We start from the raw sequence: 19,048 nt of genomic DNA on the forward strand, positions 1-19,048 counted from the left end.
CACTGATAGAAGTTTCACTTTATGTATTAAATAAAATAATCAGGTTGCTTTTTCAACAACCTGACATTCCGTTTCTAATTTAAGTATTTTAGTATTAGTAGCCTCCACCATATCCATAACCATAACCAGGATATGGATATGGTGGATAATGATAGTGAGGTGGATAATATGGATAGTGATAATAAGGCGGGTAGTAAGGATAATACGGATAATGGTGATATGGGTAATGATGGTATGGTGGTCTTGGATAATAATAAGGTGGTTGTCTCTCATCATGATTATATTCTTCTTGTGACAAATCGGCTTCCTCAATATTAAAATTTTGAGATTGCAAAATACTACCTCCTTGAATAAATTTTCCTACCCTTAAACTTTATTCTAATTGAAGTTATTTAATTACTAATTGTCTCCATAAATTATTTGATTTTAATAATCAAGTGTTATTATAATTCTTCTTTTATGTTTAATATCACAAATTATTACTTAATAATAAAAAAGGCCTTAAAGGCCTTTTTTCACTGCTTAAAATATGATTTACGTTAATTATATAGTTAAATTAAACGTTGTTTGATCGCTTCTACAATTTTTAATCCATGAAAACGTCCATCTTCAATGTAAACTTTATTCATAATCCCACCTGTTACAACCCCTGCAAGAAAGACATTTTTAATATTTGTCTCATATGTATCTGGATTAAAAGCAGGAATTAATGTAGAAGAATCAATTTGAATTCCAATACTTTGAAGCATTTTTGTATCAGGCTGATATCCAATTAAAGAAAATACATAGTCATTTGGAATAGTAACGCTACCTTCAGGTGTATTTATAGAAACTGTTGTATCAGTAATTTCCTCCACGCTGGAATTAGGGTAGAAATTAATTCTATCTTTTTCAATGAAATTACGAATATCTAGCAGTAAAGATGGTTTAATTCCTTTATAAACAGTCTCTTTACGATGCACTAATGAAACTTTTGCTCCATTACGGTATAAATCAATAGCTGCTTCTATAGCAGAATTCTTACCGCCTATTACTGTGACATGTTGGCCGTAATAAGGATGTCCTTCTTTATAATAATGCATCACTTTTGAAGTATCTTCGCCTTTAATTCCCATCCGTTTTGGATGATCAAAGTTTCCAGTAGAAATGACGATCATTTTGGCTTCATAATTAATATTTGAACCATTACGATCCATGGCATGTACAATAAAAGAATCATTATTTTGCGAAATATGCTCTACTTTTTGATAGCATTTAATGTTGATATCTTGTCGTTCAGTTACAAGACGATAATACTTTAATAACTCTGCTCGTGACGGTCTTGCTTCTTGAGATAAGAAAGGAATATTACCTATTTCGAGACGATCTGAAGTGCTAAAGAAACGCATATCTAGAGGGCAATTAACAATGGAGTTTACAATTGCTTCTTTTTCTATAATAACATATTTAATTCCTCTTTCTTGAAGGGCTAGGCCAGTTGCTAAACCACAAGGTCCACCACCAATAATCACAACATCATACATTTCATAAGAGTCTTCCATTTGTAGATTCTCCTTTTTCATTTTTACTAATTTCAACTATATAAGTATAGTCATGCTCTCCTCTGATTAAAAGAAAAAATTAGAGACGAATTTCTTTCTTATCATCTGCTTACTTGGATTCATTGTGTTGAATACTCAAAAGTTAATAGAGAAAAATCTTAATAACATCATCAAAAGCATATTCAAGACTTATCTAAGCAATGTTGGCAACTAGGGAAAGTTGCTCAATATGAGAAGGGGGCAGCAGTGGCACTTCGAAATATATTTTTAAAAAGCTTACCTGCTTCTATGATGCAAAAACAGGCACAGCCAATTTATGAATTTCCTAATCTATAAATGAAATTAATCATAAAGAAGAAGCTGTCATTTTTACACTTGGGGTTTAATTTTCATTATTTGATTCTCGAATTAAATGCGTAAAAAGGCGATTCATCTCCCACTTATTTTGAACTACATCTTGCACAAAATTGAAGTGGGAGTCTTCTCACCTAAAATAATAAAATCGTAGTCGCAGTATAAACAAGTAACAAAGCCATGATGATATTGAAAATCGTCTGATATTGAGCGATCAATTTCTTAAATAATGCTCCAAACAAACTCCAACTGAATGTCCCTGAGAATCCAATCACAGCTAACAAGATTATAAATAGAAACTGAGTTAAATAATGATGATAAAAGGGGGTCACAAATGTGGCTGTGACGGTAATAGCGTAAATAGTTGCTTTAGGATTGATGAATTGCAACATAGCTCCTGATCTTAAATTATTATATCGTTTATTGAATTGTTGTTCTTTCCCAAGTTTGCTCGTCATTATTTTATAAGCTAGATAAAGTAAATAGAGACAACCAAATAATTTCATAATTAACTCGACTTCTGGAAAAACAGTATTTAATGCAAAACTAAAATAGTTAGCGAATAATAGTAAAATAAAAAATCCAAAACCAACTCCTAAGCAAAATCTGAAAGTCTGTTTCAAACCAAATTGATTAGTGTAATACAACGACATAATATTATTAGGACCAGGAGTGAAACTTGCGACAAATGCATAAACCAATAGTGACAACATTGACATCATAACTGCCTCCTCGTATGTTATAATGTACAAAAATACTTTATAACGATCTATTCTTTAAATTGTACATTTTGTACGTTATATTGTAAATAAAAAAATGGAGGATACGATGTGAAGGAAATACATGTGGTGGTAGCTGAAAATATGAAGACATACAGAAAGGTTAATAAATTAAGTTTGGATAAAGTTTCAGAATTAACAGGTGTAAGTAAAACTATGTTAGGCCAAATAGAACGTGGAGAATCTATTCCCACAATAACGACCATGTGGAAAATTGCGAATGGATTAAAGGTTTCCTTTACTTCACTAATTAAGGAACCAACGAATAATATAACGATAATATCAAAAAATGATTTATTGGAATTGCCAGAGAATGATGGGAAATATAAAGTGTATCCATATTTTCCATTCGAAAATGATAAGCAGTTTGAAATATATATGGTAGAAATTGAGCCGGGGGGATATTTAGAAGCAGTTCCTCATCATGATGGGACAGAAGAATACATTACTGTATTTGATGGGCAGCTCGAATTAACAATATCAGGGCAAACCTATTTACTCGAAAAAGATCATTCGATCAGATTTAAAGCAAACTGTACACATACATACCACAATCCAAGCAATGAATTGACAAGATTAAATATGACGATTAATTATCCATCCATGTAAATGAGATCATATGTAAAAATTCCAATGGTTTCTCACCAGCGTAAAATTTCCTGATATCAAGCATGTAAGAATTGTTTAAAGACCTAAGACTAAAACAATCTCTAAAAATAAATATTGTTATTATTTACATTTCAGTTTTTTCATTAAATTAATGGTGCAGAATACTTTAAGAAGGAATTTCTAATCTCTTTATAGAACAGTAATTATTGTTAGCCGAGTTTAGCGAAGAAGAGAAAGGTGAGATGAGAATGGGACAAATTAAAATTTACGGGGTAAAAGACAGGTTAAATCCAATTAAGGAAACACTATCAAATGTTATTCACTCATGTATGGTGGAAGCACTTGGATTTCCTCCAGATAAGAAATTTCATCGTTTTTTCCCTATGGACAAAGAAGATTTTTATTATGCAAGCGGAAGAAGCGAAGCATATACCGTAATTGAGATTAGTATGTTCGAAGGTCGAACGGTAGAGGCTAAAAAACATTTGATAAAGATACTATTCGATCATGTAAATAGTGAATTGAATATATCTCCCCAAGATATTGAAATCACAATCTTTGAAACACCAAAGCATAACTGGGGTATAAGAGGGTTACCTGGTGATGAGTTAACATTGAATTATAAAGTAAATGTATAAGTTAAAAGGTCGTCCTTAATGACTGCTGTAGATTTAAAATAAAGTCGCGATGTTTATCAAAATGTCGTGATCTTTTTGTTTAAAGTAGACTGTTTATAAAAAGCCGTATCATTTTGAAGAGAATTTAACAGTTTATAAAAAAGATGAACCTGATTTATCTATACTTTTTGTAAAACTCCAGTTTATTAGTCTATTAAAGGACTGCATTTTTGAATAAAGAAGAAATTATTAAAAAATGAGTGAATGGAAACTCCAAGTTTTTCAAGTTAGTAAAACTACATAGTATGTATGTTAGATATAGAAGCAGCTTATTTTCAACTCTCTTAGTATAACTAAACTGATTATCTTTCATCAATAAATCTAATTAAAAGGAGTTCAAAGTTATGAAAATTTCTAATGGAGTAGAAATGCTTCAACTTGAATTTCATGGGAATATTATTCACCCAACTCTTTTGTGGGATGAAGAAATGGCAGTTTTGATTGATACTGGATTCCCGGGACAACTGGAAGATTTGCGTATGACAATGGATACAGCAGGAATATCGTTCGATAAACTAAAAATTGTAATTTTGACTCATCAGGATTTCGATCATATAGGCAGTCTTCCTGAGATATTACAGGAGTGTGGAAGTAATATTAAAGTATATGCTCACAAGCTAGATAAGCCTTATATTGAAGGGGAATTACCTTTATTGAAAGATGGGCATTTAGAGAATCCTCCGAAGGGTAGAGTAGACGATACTTTGAAAGATGGTCAAGAATTACCGTATTGCGGTGGAATTCGTGTCATTCATACTCCAGGGCATACTCCTGGTCATATCAGCTTATATTTGAAACAAAGTAAAACACTTGTTGCTGGGGATTCAATGTACAGTGTAAACGGGATAATTGGAGGCATTCATGCCCCGACAACACTTGATATGAAGGCAGCTCGACTCTCTTTGAACAAATATTTAGACCTAGATATTGAATCTACAATTTGTTATCACGGGGGATTAAGTAAGTTAAATATTAATGATCAGATTCAAAAAATAATTTCATATTAAATTTCTAGTTCTGTCTTCAAAACAACTTTATTTAAAAAGTGAAGCAGCTAAAGTTTATGAAACTAACTGGTATGTTAGTGTAATAAATATTTATAAGGATCTTCAAATTAGAAGATCCTTTTTCACTGTTTAAAATGTTTATTGTGTTGACTAGATATGTATAAAGTATTTTTTAAGATCTTTTTTAGTACCATTTTAGATTAATAGAAAATATTTGTTGATACTCCGCTGATTTTTTTTATAAAATGAAACAAAATATAATTTGAAAGAGTGAAAAACTTGAAGCAAAAATGGCTTTTATTTCTGTCTATAGTCAGTAGCATATTAGTTATTCTACTTAGTTTTTTTCAATGGAAGCTGATTGATATAATAACTGTATTTTTGATGCTGCCTGTTTGGTCATTAGTGTTTGGATTTTTTATTACAATTACTGTTATGAGCATTATTCATTTGTTAAAAAAGAAAGAATGGAAGCCGCTCACCGTTCAATTATTAACTATCTTATTATGGCTGTTCATTCCTTTTACTCAAATTATGTTAGATTTGGATTTTAAAATGAATAAAGCTGAAAGAGAAGAAGTAGTAGAGATGGTGGAGAAAGGTACTCTTAAACCGAATGTTTCACATAATTCCTCACTTATCTTATTACCTGAATATAAGTGGTTGTCTACAGGCGGTGGAGAAATTGTGATTGAGAAAAACGGTAACTTTGTTTTGTTCTTCACATACCGTGGAATGTTAGATAATTTCTCTGGATTCGTGTATTCCCCTAATGATAAAAAACCGAGTAAACATGACTTTGATGCAGATTTTCAACAAATAGAAAAATTAGATAAGAATTGGTATTTTGTCGGTTCTTACTAAACTGGCAGGTCGATTAGGTTAATAAGTGATTAAAAGAATCTTCAATTGGAAGATTCTTTTTTACTGCGTTAATAATTCGATAATATTCCACAGTTGATTTCTCCAATAAGGCCTATTATTTTCATACTTTTCCTTCTTATGAATTTGAATATTTCCTGATTATAGTATAATTAGTTAAGTTAGTGAATTAGACGAAGATGAGTGAGGATTAGAAATATGTATAAAATTATGATTGTTGAGGATGACCCTAAAATTGCAGAATATTTGCAGTCTTATATTGCTAAATACGGTTATTTTGTAACGATAGTAACTGATTTTGATCATGTCATGAATGATTTTCATGAAAATAAACCGGAACTCGTTCTTCTTGATATTAATTTGCCTAGTTATGATGGCTATTATTGGTGCAGGCAAATTCGCAAGGAATCGATTTGTCCTGTCATCTTTATATCGGCGAGAGTTGGGGAGATGGATCAGGTGATGGCATTGGAAAATGGGGGAGATGATTTTATTACGAAGCCGTTTCACCCTGAAATAGTGATGGCGAAAATACGGAGCCAGCTCCGGCGCGCGTATGGGGAATATGCTGCACAGGCTGAAGAGAGAGTACTTGAAACCAATGGACTTAAGCTTTTTCCGGAAAGACTGGAAATCACTTTTGATACGAAAACCGCTTCATTAACGAAAAAAGAAGCTGATATTATTGAAAGCTTAATGGAACGTTATCCCCGCGTTGCCGGACGGGAAGACTTACTTGAAAAGCTGTGGGATGATCATACATATGTAGATGAAAATACACTTAATGTAAATATTACAAGAGTAAGAAAAAAATTTTTGGAACTCGGTATTAAAGATGCCGTAGAAACAGTAAGAGGTGCAGGATACCGGCTGAATGTTTCACGCTTAAAGGCGGGAGCAGAATGAAATTATTTTTTAAAGAGCATTCCTTATTAATTGCGGTGCAAGTACTTCAATTTTTCATTATAAGTATGATTTACTGGCTTGACGGCTACCGTCATATCAGTCTCATACTTTATACTGTTTTTCTCGGTATTTTCTTTCTTGGCTGTTATCTTTTCTACCATTATTACAGCCGGCAGAAATTTTATAAGCGGCTTAGTAAACCGCTTGAATCACTTGATGATTCTTTCCAAAAGACAGAACAAACTCCCGTATCAGAAGCGCTTGATCATCTGTTGAAAAATCAGTACAGGCTTTATCAAAATCAAATAAAAATATTGGAGCATCAGCAGGACGAACATCTAAAGTTTATGGATCAGTGGGTGCATCAAATGAAAACACCGCTTTCTGTTATTGAGCTTACAGCACAAACTTTGGATGAACCGGAATCTTCGAGCATTCGTGAAGAAACAGAGAGAATAAAAACAGGATTAAACACAATTCTTTATATGGCGCGCCTGCGTTCTATTGAACAGGATTTTCATATTAAACCTGTACAGCTATCTCAAATCGTTCATGAAGTAAACAGAGAAAATAAACGTTTTTACATACGGAATAAAGTATATCCGAAGCTTGAAATACAAAGGGACGGGATTACAGTTGAAACAGATGAAAAATGGCTATTTTTTATCCTTTCCCAGCTCATTAATAACGCAGTGAAATATTCTAATGGAAATACAAGCATTATTATTTCTATCTATGAAAAAGAAGGAGAAGCAGTGCTTGAAGTGACTGATTTTGGTGTCGGTATTCCAGAGACGGACAGAAGGCGTATTTTCGATCCATTTTATACAGGAGAAAACGGACGTAAATTTAGAGAATCTACAGGGATGGGACTGTATTTGACAAAAGAAGCGATCGAACATCTTGGACACCAGATAGAGATGGATTCAGAAGTTGGAGCGGGGACGACATTCCGAATTATTTTTTCATCTACTCAAAACCTTACATCAATGTAAGGAAACTGAAAGATGAATCGATAGTTTATTGATTATATAGAGAGCTATACTAATCACAGATCAAATGATTGTGAATCGAAAGGAGATTTGTGATGCTGAAAGTAAAACAAGTTAGTAAAATTTACGAAGGAAAAGTGACACATCGTGCGTTAACAGATATAAATCTCACGATTGAAGATGGGGAATTCGTCGGTATAATGGGTCCGTCCGGAAGTGGAAAAACAACGCTGCTTAATTTAATTGCGACAATTGACGAGCCAACGACAGGTGAGATATTAATTAATGAAAATAATCCAAATCATTTAAAAAAGGATGACTTAGCTAAATTCCGCAGACGTGAACTCGGCTTCGTCTTTCAGGAATTCAATCTTCTCCATACATTAACAGTAGAAGAAAATATCGTTCTCCCGTTAACATTGGAAGGAAAAAAAGTGAAGGAAATGAAACAAAAAGCAAATGAAATAGCTGCAAAGCTTGGAATCACAAGTATTATGAAAAAACGGACGTATGAAATATCAGGAGGCCAGGCACAAAGAGCAGCAGTCGCAAGAGCGATGATTCATACTCCGAAGCTTCTGCTTGCTGATGAACCGACTGGAAATCTTGATTCTAAAGCATCAAAAGATGTAATGGAAATGCTCGAATCGATTAATAAGAAAGAACGTACAACGATGATGCTTGTTACACATGACCCTCAAGCAGCAAGCTATTGCAACAGGGTAGTTTTTATTCGTGACGGAAAGTTTTATTCCGAAATTCATCGAGGGGATAACCGACAGGCCTTTTTCCAGAAGATTATTGACACGCTTTCTTTAATGGGAGGGGATGCACATGACCTTTCGCACATTCGCGTTTAATAATGTCATACGGAATAAAAGGCTGTATGCGGCATACTTTCTCAGCAGTATGTTTACTGTTATGGTATTTTTCACATTTGCTATTTTTGCGTTTCATCCAAGCTTGAACGGTGATAATATGAATTCCCATGTTTCACAAGGAATGTACATTGCCGCAGGGATCATTTATGTTTTTTCGTTTTTCTTCATTTTATATTCAATGAGTTCTTTTTTACAATCGAGAAAAAAGGAATTCGGATTACTGATGATGCAAGGGATGTCGATGAAGCAAATCCGTTTAATGGTTTTTCTTGAAAATATGTTAATCGGCTTCATTGCAACGATTGGCGGGATTTTACTTGGGATTATTTTCGCAAAAGGAATTTTACTAACAGCGGAAAATGTCCTTATTATTGAAAATAAATTAAATTTCTATTTTCCATCCTCAGCCATTATTTTAACGTTTGTTTCCTTTATGTTATTGTTTTTCTTTATTTCTATTTTCGTTTCTTATATTTTACGCAGCCGAAAACTAATTGAATTAATTAAAGGAAATAAAAAATCAAAAGGGGAACCGAAGGCAAATATCTTTTTAACGATTATCGCAGCTCTTTTGATCGGTACCGGCTATACTGTTGCTCTGCTTGCAGAAGGGGTAGCTGTAACAATAGTGATGCTGCCGGTTATTACGGTAGTCATTATTGGAACTTATCTGTTTTTCACACAATTAAGCGTCTTTGTCATACGCCGCTTAAAGAAAAATGAGAATATTTTTTGGAACAAAACAAATATGCTCTTGTTCTCTGATCTTTCTTTCCGAATGAAGGATAATGCGCGGACTTTCTTTATGGTTGCGATTATTTCAACTGTAGCATTTAGTGCGATCGGTACATTATTCGGATTTCAAACGTATGTCACAGCAGGAGTAAAAATAACAAATCCTAATACGTTCACCTATCAAACAGAGGATTACAAAGAAGAGGAAGTAGCTTTCATTCAGGAAACCTTGAGTAAAGAAAATATTAAGACTGAAGAAGCAAAGACAATCCTCCACCATTATGAAATCGAAAAAGAAAGTTTCCAAATAACAAAACAATCAGACTTTAACCGTTTTGCAAAGCTGATTGGAGAAAATACAATTGAGGTTCAAGATGGACAACTATTAGCCGTTAAATATGAAGGACTTCCTTTTGGACAGAAAAAAGATCCGATGGATGCAACGATTAAGCTCACATCAGGAGAAACGATGCAGCCTAGTAAAATGATTGAGTCAAGATCACTGCCTTCATCAGATTTTTATTATGTTGTTTCAGATAATGATTACAAAAAGCTCCCAGCTCCAACAGAGGAAATGTATTTCCACGCTTGGCAGGCGACAGACGGGAAACAGCATGTATTAGACGCATCTGAAAAAATAGCTAGTACAATCCCAGTTTATAAATTTACTTCAGCTGAATATCAAACATATCAAATAAATAAAACGTTTGGACCGATTATGTTTGTCGGATTATTTATTGGAATCGTCTTCTTCGTCTCAGCAGGAAGTTTTCTCTACTTCCGCCTTTACATGGACTTAGATGAAGATAAACAAAAATTCAAATCAATCGCTAAAATGGGTCTCACTAAAAAAGAATTAAAAAAGGTGCTGAACAGACAAACTGCTATTCTATTTTTTGCACCAATCACTGTCGCGCTTATGCATGGTGCTGTCGCACTAACTGCGCTGTCCCATTTGTTCTATTATGATTTATTTAAGGAATCAGTTATTGTGCTAAGTGTATTTTTAGCTATACAAGTTATTTATTTTTTTATTGTTCGATTTTTCTATACGAAGCAGATTAAGACCGCTGTTCAGTAGGAAGCAGGAAGCACCTGACAAACTTTGTTTATTGGGTGCTTTTTGTTATACAATGCTTTAAATTTATTTGATCTATCATTTAACTATATAATAGGTATAGATGAATCGATGGTTCTTGCTATATCATACTGGAAATTCGTTAAGGAGGATGTGAATCATGATAGAGACTGAGCTGAAACCTGAAAATGTTATACATATTCTAAAGGAACATAATAATTTCTTCCATACAAATAAAACGAAGGATCTAAACTTTCGTTTGCAGCAATTACAAAAACTAAGAGAAGGAATAAAAGAATACGAGTCAAAAATTACAGAGGCGCTTCAGAAAGATTTAGGAAAGCATCCTTTTGAAAGCTATACAATGGAAGTCGGATTTACATTAAATAGTATTACACATACGATGAAACGGTTAAAAAAGTGGGCGAAGCCAAAAAAGGTGAATACACCGCTCGCCCTGTTTCCGTCCAAAAGCATGGTAATGTATGAACCTTATGGAACCGTCTTAATTATTGGTCCGTTCAATTACCCATTTCAGCTGCTAATCGAACCGCTCATTGGTGCAATTGCAGCTGGAAACTGTGCCGTTCTGAAACCTTCAGAATTAGTGCCGAATGTCTCCGCTGTCGTTACAGAAATGATTGAAAATATTTTTGATTCTTCCTATATACGTTCAGTCCAGGGAGGAGTTGAAACGAACACCTCATTAACTAATGCACACTTTGATTATATTTTCTTCACAGGCAGTGTTGCGGTAGGCAGAATTGTAATGGAAGCAGCCGCGAAAAATTTGGTTCCTGTTACATTGGAACTTGGCGGAAAAAGCCCTGTCATCGTAGATAAAAGTGCCGATATAAAAGTGGCTGCTGAACGAATCATCTGGGGTAAAACGGTGAATTCCGGACAGACATGTGTGGCACCGGATTATGTGATGGCCCATGCAGCAGTTAAAGAAGAACTTATTGAAGAAATGAAGCAGGCTCTTCACCGGTTTTTCGGATCAACAATTGAAGAGAGCAAGGATTTTGGACGTATTGTAAATGAACGGCATTTTAACAGATTAAAAACAATCCTCGAAAAAGATAAAGAGCAAATTATTTTCGGTGGAGGAACGAATCTGAATACCCGATTTATTGAACCAACATTGCTCGAAGCTACGTGGGATTCAGCATCAATGGAAGATGAAATTTTCGGCCCGTTACTTCCAATCTTAACGTACACGGACTTAGGTGAAGCTATTAAATCGATTAACAAGTTCGCCAAACCACTGGCTCTTTATCTTTTTACAGCGGACAAGCATGTTGAAAATAAGGTGCTGTCGGAAATTTCCTCAGGCGGGGTATGTATCAATAATACTTTAACTCATTTAGGCAACCCTGATCTTCCTTTCGGAGGGGTAGGTAATTCCGGAATGGGGGCTTACCATGGGCATTACAGCTTTATTGCATTTTCACATGAAAAGAGTGTTCTTAAAGCGAGTACGAAACTTAATGTAAGAATGTTATTTCCGCCTTTCAATAATAAAAACTTGCAATTGGTACGAAAATTTTTGAAATAGATGATTACATAGCAAAATGTCTGTACCTCGGTACAATTTATGTACTGAGGGCAGATATTTTTTTGATAATGTGAAGCAATCTCTTTGCTCTTAAAATTGAAAAATATCAAGTATTACTATTTTTTTGTCTGAACAGTATAATCAGGGATGGGAGATGAGTTAAATGAATAAAAAAGACATCGCTAATATCCGAAAGCAATTTAAATTAAACAATCAATTTATGAAAATTCGCGAAATATTCAATGTATATGTAAAGAAAGAATCAGGAGAGATTTATCATCAAGTCAGTCAACCGTTTGAAATGTTAGAACAGGAAGCACAAGAGTTATTTTTAGCAAACTTTAAAAAAGTTTTGACAGGACATCTGGACGCTAAACTGTTTGAGCTGAAATTCAGACGTGATGCGGAAGACAGCACACAAAGGATCCTTTTCGAAGGAGTACGGGCAGAAACAACGGATGATTGGGAAGAATACATGCTGAAGATCGTCGAGAAAATGTTTGCTCATGTAGCTTATGAATTCGATACAATGGTAACGTTTATAAGGGGAGAATATCAAAAGGTGACCAAGAAGCGGGATCTGGAATCTGAAGAAGGGGGAGATGATGCGGTATATTCGAGCGAATTTATCCTTTGCAGTCTTAATAAAACCGATCAGCCGAAAAAAGCCTTGTTGTTTGATTATGTGGAGAAAGAATTCAAATCAAATAATGCGGTTGATCCGATTATTAATTTAACTGCTCCGTTAACAGGTTTTATGTTTCCTGCCTTTAATGATAATTCGGCAGATGTGAACCATATTCTTTATTACGGAGGAAAAGTAAATCAGCCGGATGATTATTTTATAGAAGAAGTGCTTCAATGCGAAGATATTATTACTGCTGTTGAAGAAAAAGACAGCTTTGAACAAATTTTAAAAGTAGTAGTCGGCGATGAAATAGATTCTGAAATCATTTCCAATGTATATGAAGAAATTGATAAAATCGTGCAGGAGAATGAAGAAAATGAAGAAAGCGAATCTCCAACACTAGATTATCGGGATATCGGACGTATTTTACAAGTAAGCGGAGTTGAGAATGTAGATACGGAAAAAGTGGAACAAGCTTTTAAAAATGTTGTTGATGATGTAAATCACGAAATCAAAGCAAGCAGTATAGTCCCTAAATCCATTAAAATCAATACAAAAATAGCAGACGTATCCATCAGTCCGCAAGATTTGAAAAATGTAAAATATATTACTTACAATGGAAAAAGATGCCTGTTATTAGAAGTTGATGAAGATGTGGTAGTTGAAGGATTCCGATTGGAATCGAAGACTCTTTAATAGTTGAAGGAAAGGTTCTTGGGAGGAAGTTTGCCGTAATTTTAATATTGATTTGATTCAGTCTTTCTTTCGCTTGAACCTTCAAGAGGTGGTTTTATTTATGCAGCAATTACAATTTGAAAGTTCCTGGGACAAAGCATTAGCTGCCCATGACCGGCAAAATATAGAGAGAATCTTTAGTGAAACAAAACATCTAAACAGTTCCGGCATTGTTTGCTCTCCTATAAGGGAAGCAATCAACCATAAAGAGGAACTGCTCGTGTCTGTATTGGTCCATAACTTTACAGATCATCCATTTACTTTTCATAACACAAGATTACTTTATAGTATCAAAGGAAATATGATTGCTGACAAGCTATTCACCCTGCCTGCACTTGTTATTCCACCTCAAGTGAGTATGCCCTGGACGTTTATATTTCCAAAGGATAGCTATATAATAGGGACTTCTTTTAAGAATGGACGGTTGGAAATACTTTAAATCCCATTTGTGAACTTATATAAGTGGAGCTGGATTGAATATTTTAAAGAACTGTTGAAAGGAGATATTACAATTTAAGTAGTATCTCCTTTCATAGTGTTGCAAAAAGATTTTGTCTATAGATAAGGTCAGATATTTTTGATAAACTTCCCTCATAATATGGGCAAAGGAGGGAAGTTTTTTGTAGATTTTAAGTATTCAAAACAAGAGATTGAACAGAATCGAAGCTTGCTATCTAAATGTGAAGTAGGGTGACTAACGAAAGATCACTTAGCTTAGTGGAAATATAGCATTATTTGGACGCATTCGCTCAAGGTATCATATGAACTTCAAGTTGTTGGTGGATGGAATAGGTTATATATCCAAAGTAGATACAATGGCAAACTTTGCGAACTTAATTTATTTGTGAAGTGACCAGAGTGACAGGGTACTTCACGAACTGTTGTCATTGTTTTAAAGCACAAACCTGCAATGTAGATTAACTAAATAACATCCATAGAGATTAATAAAAGATGTGTCCATCTGTATATCTGGCAGGTCTTTCGAATAATAAATGCCTGGAGCCAGTTCCTTAAGTAGGAGGAAAACTCTATTAATTAATATATAGACTATGATATATAACAGAAGAAAAGCGAGGAGGACGGCAATTTATGTTTCTAGGAGAGTTAATAAAAGCCTAAAAGATTGAAAAAGAGTTACCGAGGAAGAATATAAAAGGGAATCTTTAATGACCGGCCGCAAGACGAGTTTTTTAGAATCAAAAGAATTAAGAATTGGGCACCCATCTCGAGCTATCACAGGTCCCGTTTAAATATTAACATTTATAGCATAAAATATAATTAAATTTATAAAATTAAAAAACATAAAGACCAAAAATAAATAAAAAATTATTACCCCTTATTAAATCCATACTTCAAGACATATTTCGACCCCTACCACTGCTATCAAACAAAATATGCAATTAGCAGAGTCTCCAATCTCGATCGGGACTCTGCTATTCTTTTTCGATTTGCAGATAATTTCAAATCCTATAAATACTCATTTTCATCACACTTCAATTATCCCTCTCCAAACAATTTAGACATCCTTAACTTTCTCTTTAAAAAAACTTTAGAAATGGTACTTATACTGAATTTATTCAGAAAAGATGTTGAGGAGGAAATTGTGTGGAAAAGTCAATTATGTTTACAATTCAGTCATGGTATGTACTTGGTCCTATTTTTCTATTGGGATTGATCTGGTTGATAGGGAAAGCCAAAAGCCAAGGAAGAAAGAGAAATATAGGACAATATATCGTTCTAATTTCATTTGAGATATACTTACTTAGTATTATTCACTTAGTGTTTTTTCCTATTGATGTGAATATCGGAATCTATGCGAATCAGACACCTTGGTATAAGACGATTAATTTCATTCCGATCTTAACAATTGATGCGAAAACATTCCTATTGAACGTGATCATGCTCATACCATTCGGGATGTACCTTCCATTTTTAAGTAAGACCGTCGATTCTGTTAAAAAGGCGGCAAAACTTGGTTTCATGCTGAGTCTTTCTTTTGAGTTGTTGCAACTGCTTATTCGCGTGACATTAGGAAATGGAAGAAGCACAGATGTGAATGATTTATTGGCGAATACGGCAGGGGCTGTCATTGGTTTTCTTATTTGTAAACGATTATTTAAAATAACATCATTAAAGAGATTTTTTCAATGGCTTCAGCGCTAATCTGCTAGAGGGGGCAACAACAATGACTAGAATTTTAATTGTAGATGATGATCAGCAGATTGCTGAATTGATTGAGGTGTACTTAAATAATGAAGGATATGTGATTGATAAAGCAGGGGATGGCGTAGAGGCTCTTCAGGTTTTGGCAAAAACACCTGCGGACCTTATCATTTTAGATATTATGATGCCTAAGATGGACGGCTTGGAGTTTTGCAAAGAGGTCCGAAAAACGAATCATGTACCAATTCTGATGGTCAGTGCAAAGGTGGAGGATATGGACAAGATCATTGGTTTAATGACAGGTGCCGACGATTATATGAGTAAGCCGTTTAATCCTTTAGAACTGACAGCAAGAGTGAAAGCATTACTGCGCCGGGCAAATTACGAACGGGCTGAAAAGGAAGAGGATCTACTTTATGCTGGATCTCTGCAGATTGACAAGCAGAGTCATACGGTTAGTGGAAATGAAACGGTTATAAAACTGACGGCGCTTGAATTTGATATTCTATTTTTACTAGCAAAGCATCCCGGCCGTGTATTTGCGTCAGAGGAAATTTTTGAGAGAGTTTGGAACGAGCCTGGAGAAGGATCAAATAAGACTGTGATGGTTCATATTAGCAACCTTCGTGATAAGATCGAAGCAGCTGTGCCAGGTGAAACGATTATCCAAACTGTCTGGGGAGTAGGGTATAAAATTGAAAAATAATCTGCTTCACCTATGGAGATTTGTGCCGAAATGGAAAATAGGAATGTACTTCCTTCTCTCTTTTTTTCTTACAATCATAACTGTAATGATTCTTTTACCGGCTTTATGGTATTTAGAGGACAATTCAAGGTTTATAGAGAGTTTGCTCTTTATATTATCTTATTTTCGTTCCGTTTTTGTTTTCTTTTTTTACGGAGTTATTATGTGCCTGTACTTGTTGCTTTTTTATCAATATGAAGGGAAACGATACTTTGCTTTTTATATAAGAAAAATGACAGAGGACGTTCAAAAGCTAGTAAGAGGAGAATGGACTTCTGGTGTTATTTCCGGGAAACATGAATTCGAGAAACTTGCTGAAGGAATCCAGACAATCATTGCAAAATCCGAACAAGCTATTCTTGATGTTAAAAAGGCGGAACAATTAAAGAATGAACTTGTCACAAATGTAGCTCACGATCTTAGGTCACCGCTCACTTCGATTATAGGCTACTTAGATCTTATTAATGAGGACCGCTATCGAGATGAACTGGAGCTTCGCTACTATATTCAAGTGATTCATGCCAAGACGGACAGTTTACATACACTGATCAATGACATTTTTGAGTATACTAATATGCAAAATGAACAGGCTATAATTCAGCAGCACTCCATTCATATAGAAGAACTGCTGAATCAATTAGCAGTTCAAACACAGATTCAGTTAGAAGAAGCAGGGATGGAGTGGCGACAATTTAATTCAGCCACAGATCCAGTCATTATAGGAAATGGTACGAAGCTTGTACGGGTATTCGAAAACCTCATTCAAAATGCTATTCGTTATGGCAGTGATGGTAAATTTCTTGATATTAGGCTAAATGACAATGAAAAAATGGTTGAGATTGAAATTATTAACTACGGTCAACACATCCCGGGTGTAGATCTTCCGCATATTTTTGAACGATTTTATCGTGTGGAAAAGTCACGTTCTCAATTTACAGGAGGCTCCGGGTTAGGTCTAGCGATTGCAAAAAGTATAATTGATCTCCACGGAGGTACGATTGAAGTGACAAGTGTGCCAGGGAGAACTGCTTTCACCATAAAGCTATTGAAAAAATGAAAAAAGTAAACCAAAAGCGATACACTTGTGAAAAAGTGTATCGCTTTTCCTCCTAATACATCAAATTCCTCATTTAGGTTCCGTATAGCTCTTAGCTTGCTCACTATCCGAATAACCTTTCGTTGTAGGATCCTGAACGAATCCTAACATAGAAAGAGCAACTAGTACCGCATTTGTAAAACCTAAAACCCATACATTAATATTTTCTGTCCATATAAAGTCGATAGCCCCTGCTTGGTGTAAACCAACGACTGCCATTTGGGCAATAATTAATAATTGGGATACGAACCCGATGATCCATTTCGTATTCTTAAGACGGACTTTCCAGTTAATCATTTTCTCACTCCTTTCTTTCTGATTTTTGTAACACGATATGCTATGTGAACTAATAGAAAAAGGAATGAGAAAACTATACAAAAACTACTAAAAAGGCAAATGCTAGATAGTGCGAGTGGACAGGTACAGCAGGTTTTAGTTATGTTATAGAAAAATACAAGATAAATAGCTAAGTGTTGATAAGTTTTTCAACAGACAATCAGCGGGACTAAAAATAGATATAATTAAATATACAAATAAAAAAGGAAATGTCCTGATATAAATCAATTATTAGAAATCAAAAAATAGTTGTTACAGTTCTTAATACAAGGGAAGTACAGAAAAAGACATTTTATAAAAGGGAGAGGCAGAGAGTATGCCATTAGAAATCATTCGCAATGATATTACAAAAATGAATGTGGATGTGATCGTAAACGCTGCAAATCCAAACTTAAAAATGGGTGGCGGAGTCTGCGGTGCTATTTTTCATGCAGCGGGTGCCGGTGAACTGCAGAAAGCATGTGATAAAATCGGTGGATGCAAAGTTGGAGAAGCTGTTATTACTGAAGGATTTAATCTTAGTGCGAAATTTATCATTCATACACCAGGACCTGTTTGGCAAGGGGGAACAAAGGAGGAAGCCTCTTTATTAAAGGCGTCTTACTATCATTCTTTAGAAATGGCAAAGCAGTATCAATGTGAGTCTATCGCTTTTCCGCTCATTTCAACAGGGATATATGGCTATCCAAAAGAGGAAGCATTGGAGATTGCTGTGTCTGCTATCAGTTCATTTCTATTACATAATGATATACTCGTTTATTTAGTTGTTTTTGACAAGAAAGCTTTCGGCTTAAGCAAGAAGTTATTTGCATCTATCCATCAGTATATTGATGAACATTATGTAGAAGAAGCAGAGAGTACATTTAAGCGCAGACAGAGCGAAAAACATTGCATAATGGAACAATTGCAAGAAATCGAGATTGTTCGTAAAGGCATAGAAAGTGATTCTTTAACAGAGCTGTTAAATGATCTGGATGAATCTTTTTCTGAGCTACTGCTTCGTTTAATCGATGAAAAAGAAATGACAGATGTAGAGACATATAAAAGGGCAAACATTGACCGCCGGTTATTCTCCAAAATTCGAAATGAAACTGACTATACTCCAAAGAAGAAGACGGCTATTGCCTTTGCAATTGCTTTAAAATTAAATTTAGAAGAAACAAGTGAACTGCTTACTGCTGCGGGTTATGCTTTATCGCACAGCAGTAAGTTTGATGTCATCATTGAGTTCTTTATTCAGCAGAGCAATTATAATATTCATGAAATTAATGAAGCTTTATTTGCTTTTGATCAGCCGCTGCTCGGTGCTTAAAATGTCGCTTTCAAAGCGACCATTTCTCATTACG

At 34.6% G+C, this 19,048-nt stretch carries 19 protein-coding genes; 15 read left to right on the forward strand and 4 right to left on the reverse strand.

The window, feature by feature from the left end:
* Positions 1-94: 94 nt before the first annotated feature.
* The 3 genes from BFA01S_RS21780 to BFA01S_RS06370 all read right to left on the reverse strand — a co-directional run bounded on the left by BFA01S_RS21780 (position 95) and on the right by BFA01S_RS06370 (position 2,614).
* Positions 95-334 (reverse strand): hypothetical protein, encoded by a 240-nt coding sequence (locus tag BFA01S_RS21780; protein ID WP_176573067.1) that lies wholly within the window; start codon positions 332-334, stop codon positions 95-97.
* A gap of 217 nt (positions 335-551) precedes the next feature.
* Complete coding sequence (locus tag BFA01S_RS06365; protein WP_169800440.1) at positions 552-1,541, reverse strand: YpdA family putative bacillithiol disulfide reductase; 990 nt, start codon at positions 1,539-1,541, stop codon at positions 552-554.
* 488 nt (positions 1,542-2,029) lie between these two features.
* Positions 2,030-2,614: a LysE family transporter gene (locus tag BFA01S_RS06370; RefSeq protein ID WP_066227161.1), complete on the reverse strand. Its 585-nt coding sequence runs from the start codon at positions 2,612-2,614 to the stop codon at positions 2,030-2,032.
* A gap of 111 nt (positions 2,615-2,725) precedes the next feature.
* Here BFA01S_RS06370 and BFA01S_RS06375 point away from each other — a divergent pair, with 111 nt between their 5' ends.
* The 14 genes from BFA01S_RS06375 (at position 2,726) to BFA01S_RS06440 (ending at position 17,327) form a co-directional block, all read left to right on the forward strand.
* Complete coding sequence (locus tag BFA01S_RS06375; protein ID WP_066227165.1) at positions 2,726-3,283, forward strand: helix-turn-helix domain-containing protein; 558 nt, start codon at positions 2,726-2,728, stop codon at positions 3,281-3,283.
* Positions 3,284-3,531: 248 nt separating this feature from the next.
* Positions 3,532-3,921 carry a tautomerase family protein gene (locus BFA01S_RS06380; RefSeq protein WP_066227167.1) on the forward strand — a complete coding sequence of 130 codons (390 nt, stop codon included), beginning with the start codon at positions 3,532-3,534 and terminating at the stop codon, positions 3,919-3,921.
* Positions 3,922-4,304: 383 nt separating this feature from the next.
* Positions 4,305-4,967 (forward strand): MBL fold metallo-hydrolase, encoded by a 663-nt coding sequence (locus BFA01S_RS06385; RefSeq protein ID WP_066227170.1) that lies wholly within the window; start codon positions 4,305-4,307, stop codon positions 4,965-4,967.
* Positions 4,968-5,237: 270 nt separating this feature from the next.
* Positions 5,238-5,831, forward strand: coding sequence for a hypothetical protein (locus BFA01S_RS06390; RefSeq protein WP_235842975.1), 594 nt, complete (start codon positions 5,238-5,240; stop codon positions 5,829-5,831).
* Positions 5,832-6,047: 216 nt separating this feature from the next.
* Positions 6,048-6,755: a response regulator transcription factor gene (locus BFA01S_RS06395; RefSeq protein WP_066227176.1), complete on the forward strand. Its 708-nt coding sequence runs from the start codon at positions 6,048-6,050 to the stop codon at positions 6,753-6,755.
* Positions 6,752-7,750, forward strand: a complete 999-nt coding sequence (locus BFA01S_RS06400; protein WP_066227178.1) for a sensor histidine kinase — start codon at positions 6,752-6,754, stop codon at positions 7,748-7,750. Before BFA01S_RS06395 ends, BFA01S_RS06400 begins: the two co-directional genes overlap by 4 nt.
* Before the next feature lie 92 nt (positions 7,751-7,842).
* Entirely contained in the window at positions 7,843-8,607 is a 765-nt protein-coding gene (locus BFA01S_RS06405) for an ABC transporter ATP-binding protein (protein WP_066227179.1), read from the forward strand.
* On the forward strand, positions 8,582-10,444 hold the full coding sequence (locus tag BFA01S_RS06410) for an ABC transporter permease (protein WP_066227181.1): 1,863 nt from the start codon (positions 8,582-8,584) through the stop codon (positions 10,442-10,444). The genes BFA01S_RS06405 and BFA01S_RS06410 overlap by 26 nt, the downstream gene beginning before the upstream one ends.
* A 157-nt stretch (positions 10,445-10,601) precedes the next feature.
* Positions 10,602-11,999 (forward strand): aldehyde dehydrogenase, encoded by a 1,398-nt coding sequence (locus BFA01S_RS06415; protein ID WP_066227184.1) that lies wholly within the window; start codon positions 10,602-10,604, stop codon positions 11,997-11,999.
* A gap of 163 nt (positions 12,000-12,162) precedes the next feature.
* On the forward strand, positions 12,163-13,323 hold the full coding sequence (locus BFA01S_RS06420; protein ID WP_066227188.1) for a DUF4317 domain-containing protein: 1,161 nt from the start codon (positions 12,163-12,165) through the stop codon (positions 13,321-13,323).
* Positions 13,324-13,423: 100 nt separating this feature from the next.
* Complete coding sequence (locus BFA01S_RS06425; protein ID WP_066227190.1) at positions 13,424-13,801, forward strand: SLAP domain-containing protein; 378 nt, start codon at positions 13,424-13,426, stop codon at positions 13,799-13,801.
* A 1,166-nt stretch (positions 13,802-14,967) separates the two neighbouring features.
* Positions 14,968-15,525, forward strand: a complete 558-nt coding sequence (locus BFA01S_RS06430; protein ID WP_235842976.1) for a VanZ family protein — start codon at positions 14,968-14,970, stop codon at positions 15,523-15,525.
* A gap of 22 nt (positions 15,526-15,547) precedes the next feature.
* Complete coding sequence (locus BFA01S_RS06435) at positions 15,548-16,231, forward strand: response regulator transcription factor (RefSeq protein ID WP_066227193.1); 684 nt, start codon at positions 15,548-15,550, stop codon at positions 16,229-16,231.
* Between the two features lie 271 nt (positions 16,232-16,502).
* Positions 16,503-17,327, forward strand: coding sequence for a sensor histidine kinase (locus BFA01S_RS06440; protein ID WP_235842977.1), 825 nt, complete (start codon positions 16,503-16,505; stop codon positions 17,325-17,327).
* A 69-nt stretch (positions 17,328-17,396) separates the two neighbouring features.
* Here BFA01S_RS06440 and BFA01S_RS06445 read toward each other — a convergent pair whose 3' ends face one another.
* Positions 17,397-17,663 carry a phage holin gene (locus tag BFA01S_RS06445; protein WP_082799880.1) on the reverse strand — a complete coding sequence of 89 codons (267 nt, stop codon included), beginning with the start codon at positions 17,661-17,663 and terminating at the stop codon, positions 17,397-17,399.
* A 355-nt stretch (positions 17,664-18,018) separates the two neighbouring features.
* On the opposite strand from BFA01S_RS06445, the gene BFA01S_RS06450 reads away from it, so the two are divergent.
* Positions 18,019-19,014: a macro domain-containing protein gene (locus BFA01S_RS06450; RefSeq protein WP_066227204.1), complete on the forward strand. Its 996-nt coding sequence runs from the start codon at positions 18,019-18,021 to the stop codon at positions 19,012-19,014.
* Positions 19,015-19,048 lie beyond the last annotated feature (34 nt).

This window comes from Metabacillus fastidiosus NBRC 101226 (genome assembly GCF_001591625.1).
In the GTDB taxonomy this organism is placed as follows: Bacteria; Bacillota; Bacilli; order Bacillales; family Bacillaceae; genus Metabacillus; species Metabacillus fastidiosus.

Bases quoted from the DNA above. Each gene is read 5' to 3' on its own strand.
- BFA01S_RS06450 (WP_066227204.1), top strand. From the start codon at position 18,019: ATGCCATTAGAAATCATTCGCAATGATATTACAAAAATGAATGTGGAT.
- BFA01S_RS06410 (WP_066227181.1), top strand. From the start codon at position 8,582: ATGACCTTTCGCACATTCGCGTTTAATAATGTCATACGGAATAAAAGG.
- BFA01S_RS06445 (WP_082799880.1), bottom strand. From the start codon at position 17,663: ATGATTAACTGGAAAGTCCGTCTTAAGAATACGAAATGGATCATCGGG.
- BFA01S_RS06415 (WP_066227184.1), top strand. From the start codon at position 10,602: ATGATAGAGACTGAGCTGAAACCTGAAAATGTTATACATATTCTAAAG.
- BFA01S_RS06365 (WP_169800440.1), bottom strand. From the start codon at position 1,541: ATGGAAGACTCTTATGAAATGTATGATGTTGTGATTATTGGTGGTGGA.
- BFA01S_RS06425 (WP_066227190.1), top strand. From the start codon at position 13,424: ATGCAGCAATTACAATTTGAAAGTTCCTGGGACAAAGCATTAGCTGCC.
- BFA01S_RS06385 (WP_066227170.1), top strand. From the start codon at position 4,305: ATGAAAATTTCTAATGGAGTAGAAATGCTTCAACTTGAATTTCATGGG.
- BFA01S_RS06400 (WP_066227178.1), top strand. From the start codon at position 6,752: ATGAAATTATTTTTTAAAGAGCATTCCTTATTAATTGCGGTGCAAGTA.
- BFA01S_RS06405 (WP_066227179.1), top strand. From the start codon at position 7,843: ATGCTGAAAGTAAAACAAGTTAGTAAAATTTACGAAGGAAAAGTGACA.
- BFA01S_RS06435 (WP_066227193.1), top strand. From the start codon at position 15,548: ATGACTAGAATTTTAATTGTAGATGATGATCAGCAGATTGCTGAATTG.
- BFA01S_RS06380 (WP_066227167.1), top strand. From the start codon at position 3,532: ATGGGACAAATTAAAATTTACGGGGTAAAAGACAGGTTAAATCCAATT.
- BFA01S_RS06395 (WP_066227176.1), top strand. From the start codon at position 6,048: ATGTATAAAATTATGATTGTTGAGGATGACCCTAAAATTGCAGAATAT.
- BFA01S_RS06440 (WP_235842977.1), top strand. From the start codon at position 16,503: ATGACAGAGGACGTTCAAAAGCTAGTAAGAGGAGAATGGACTTCTGGT.
- BFA01S_RS06420 (WP_066227188.1), top strand. From the start codon at position 12,163: ATGAATAAAAAAGACATCGCTAATATCCGAAAGCAATTTAAATTAAAC.
- BFA01S_RS06370 (WP_066227161.1), bottom strand. From the start codon at position 2,614: ATGTCAATGTTGTCACTATTGGTTTATGCATTTGTCGCAAGTTTCACT.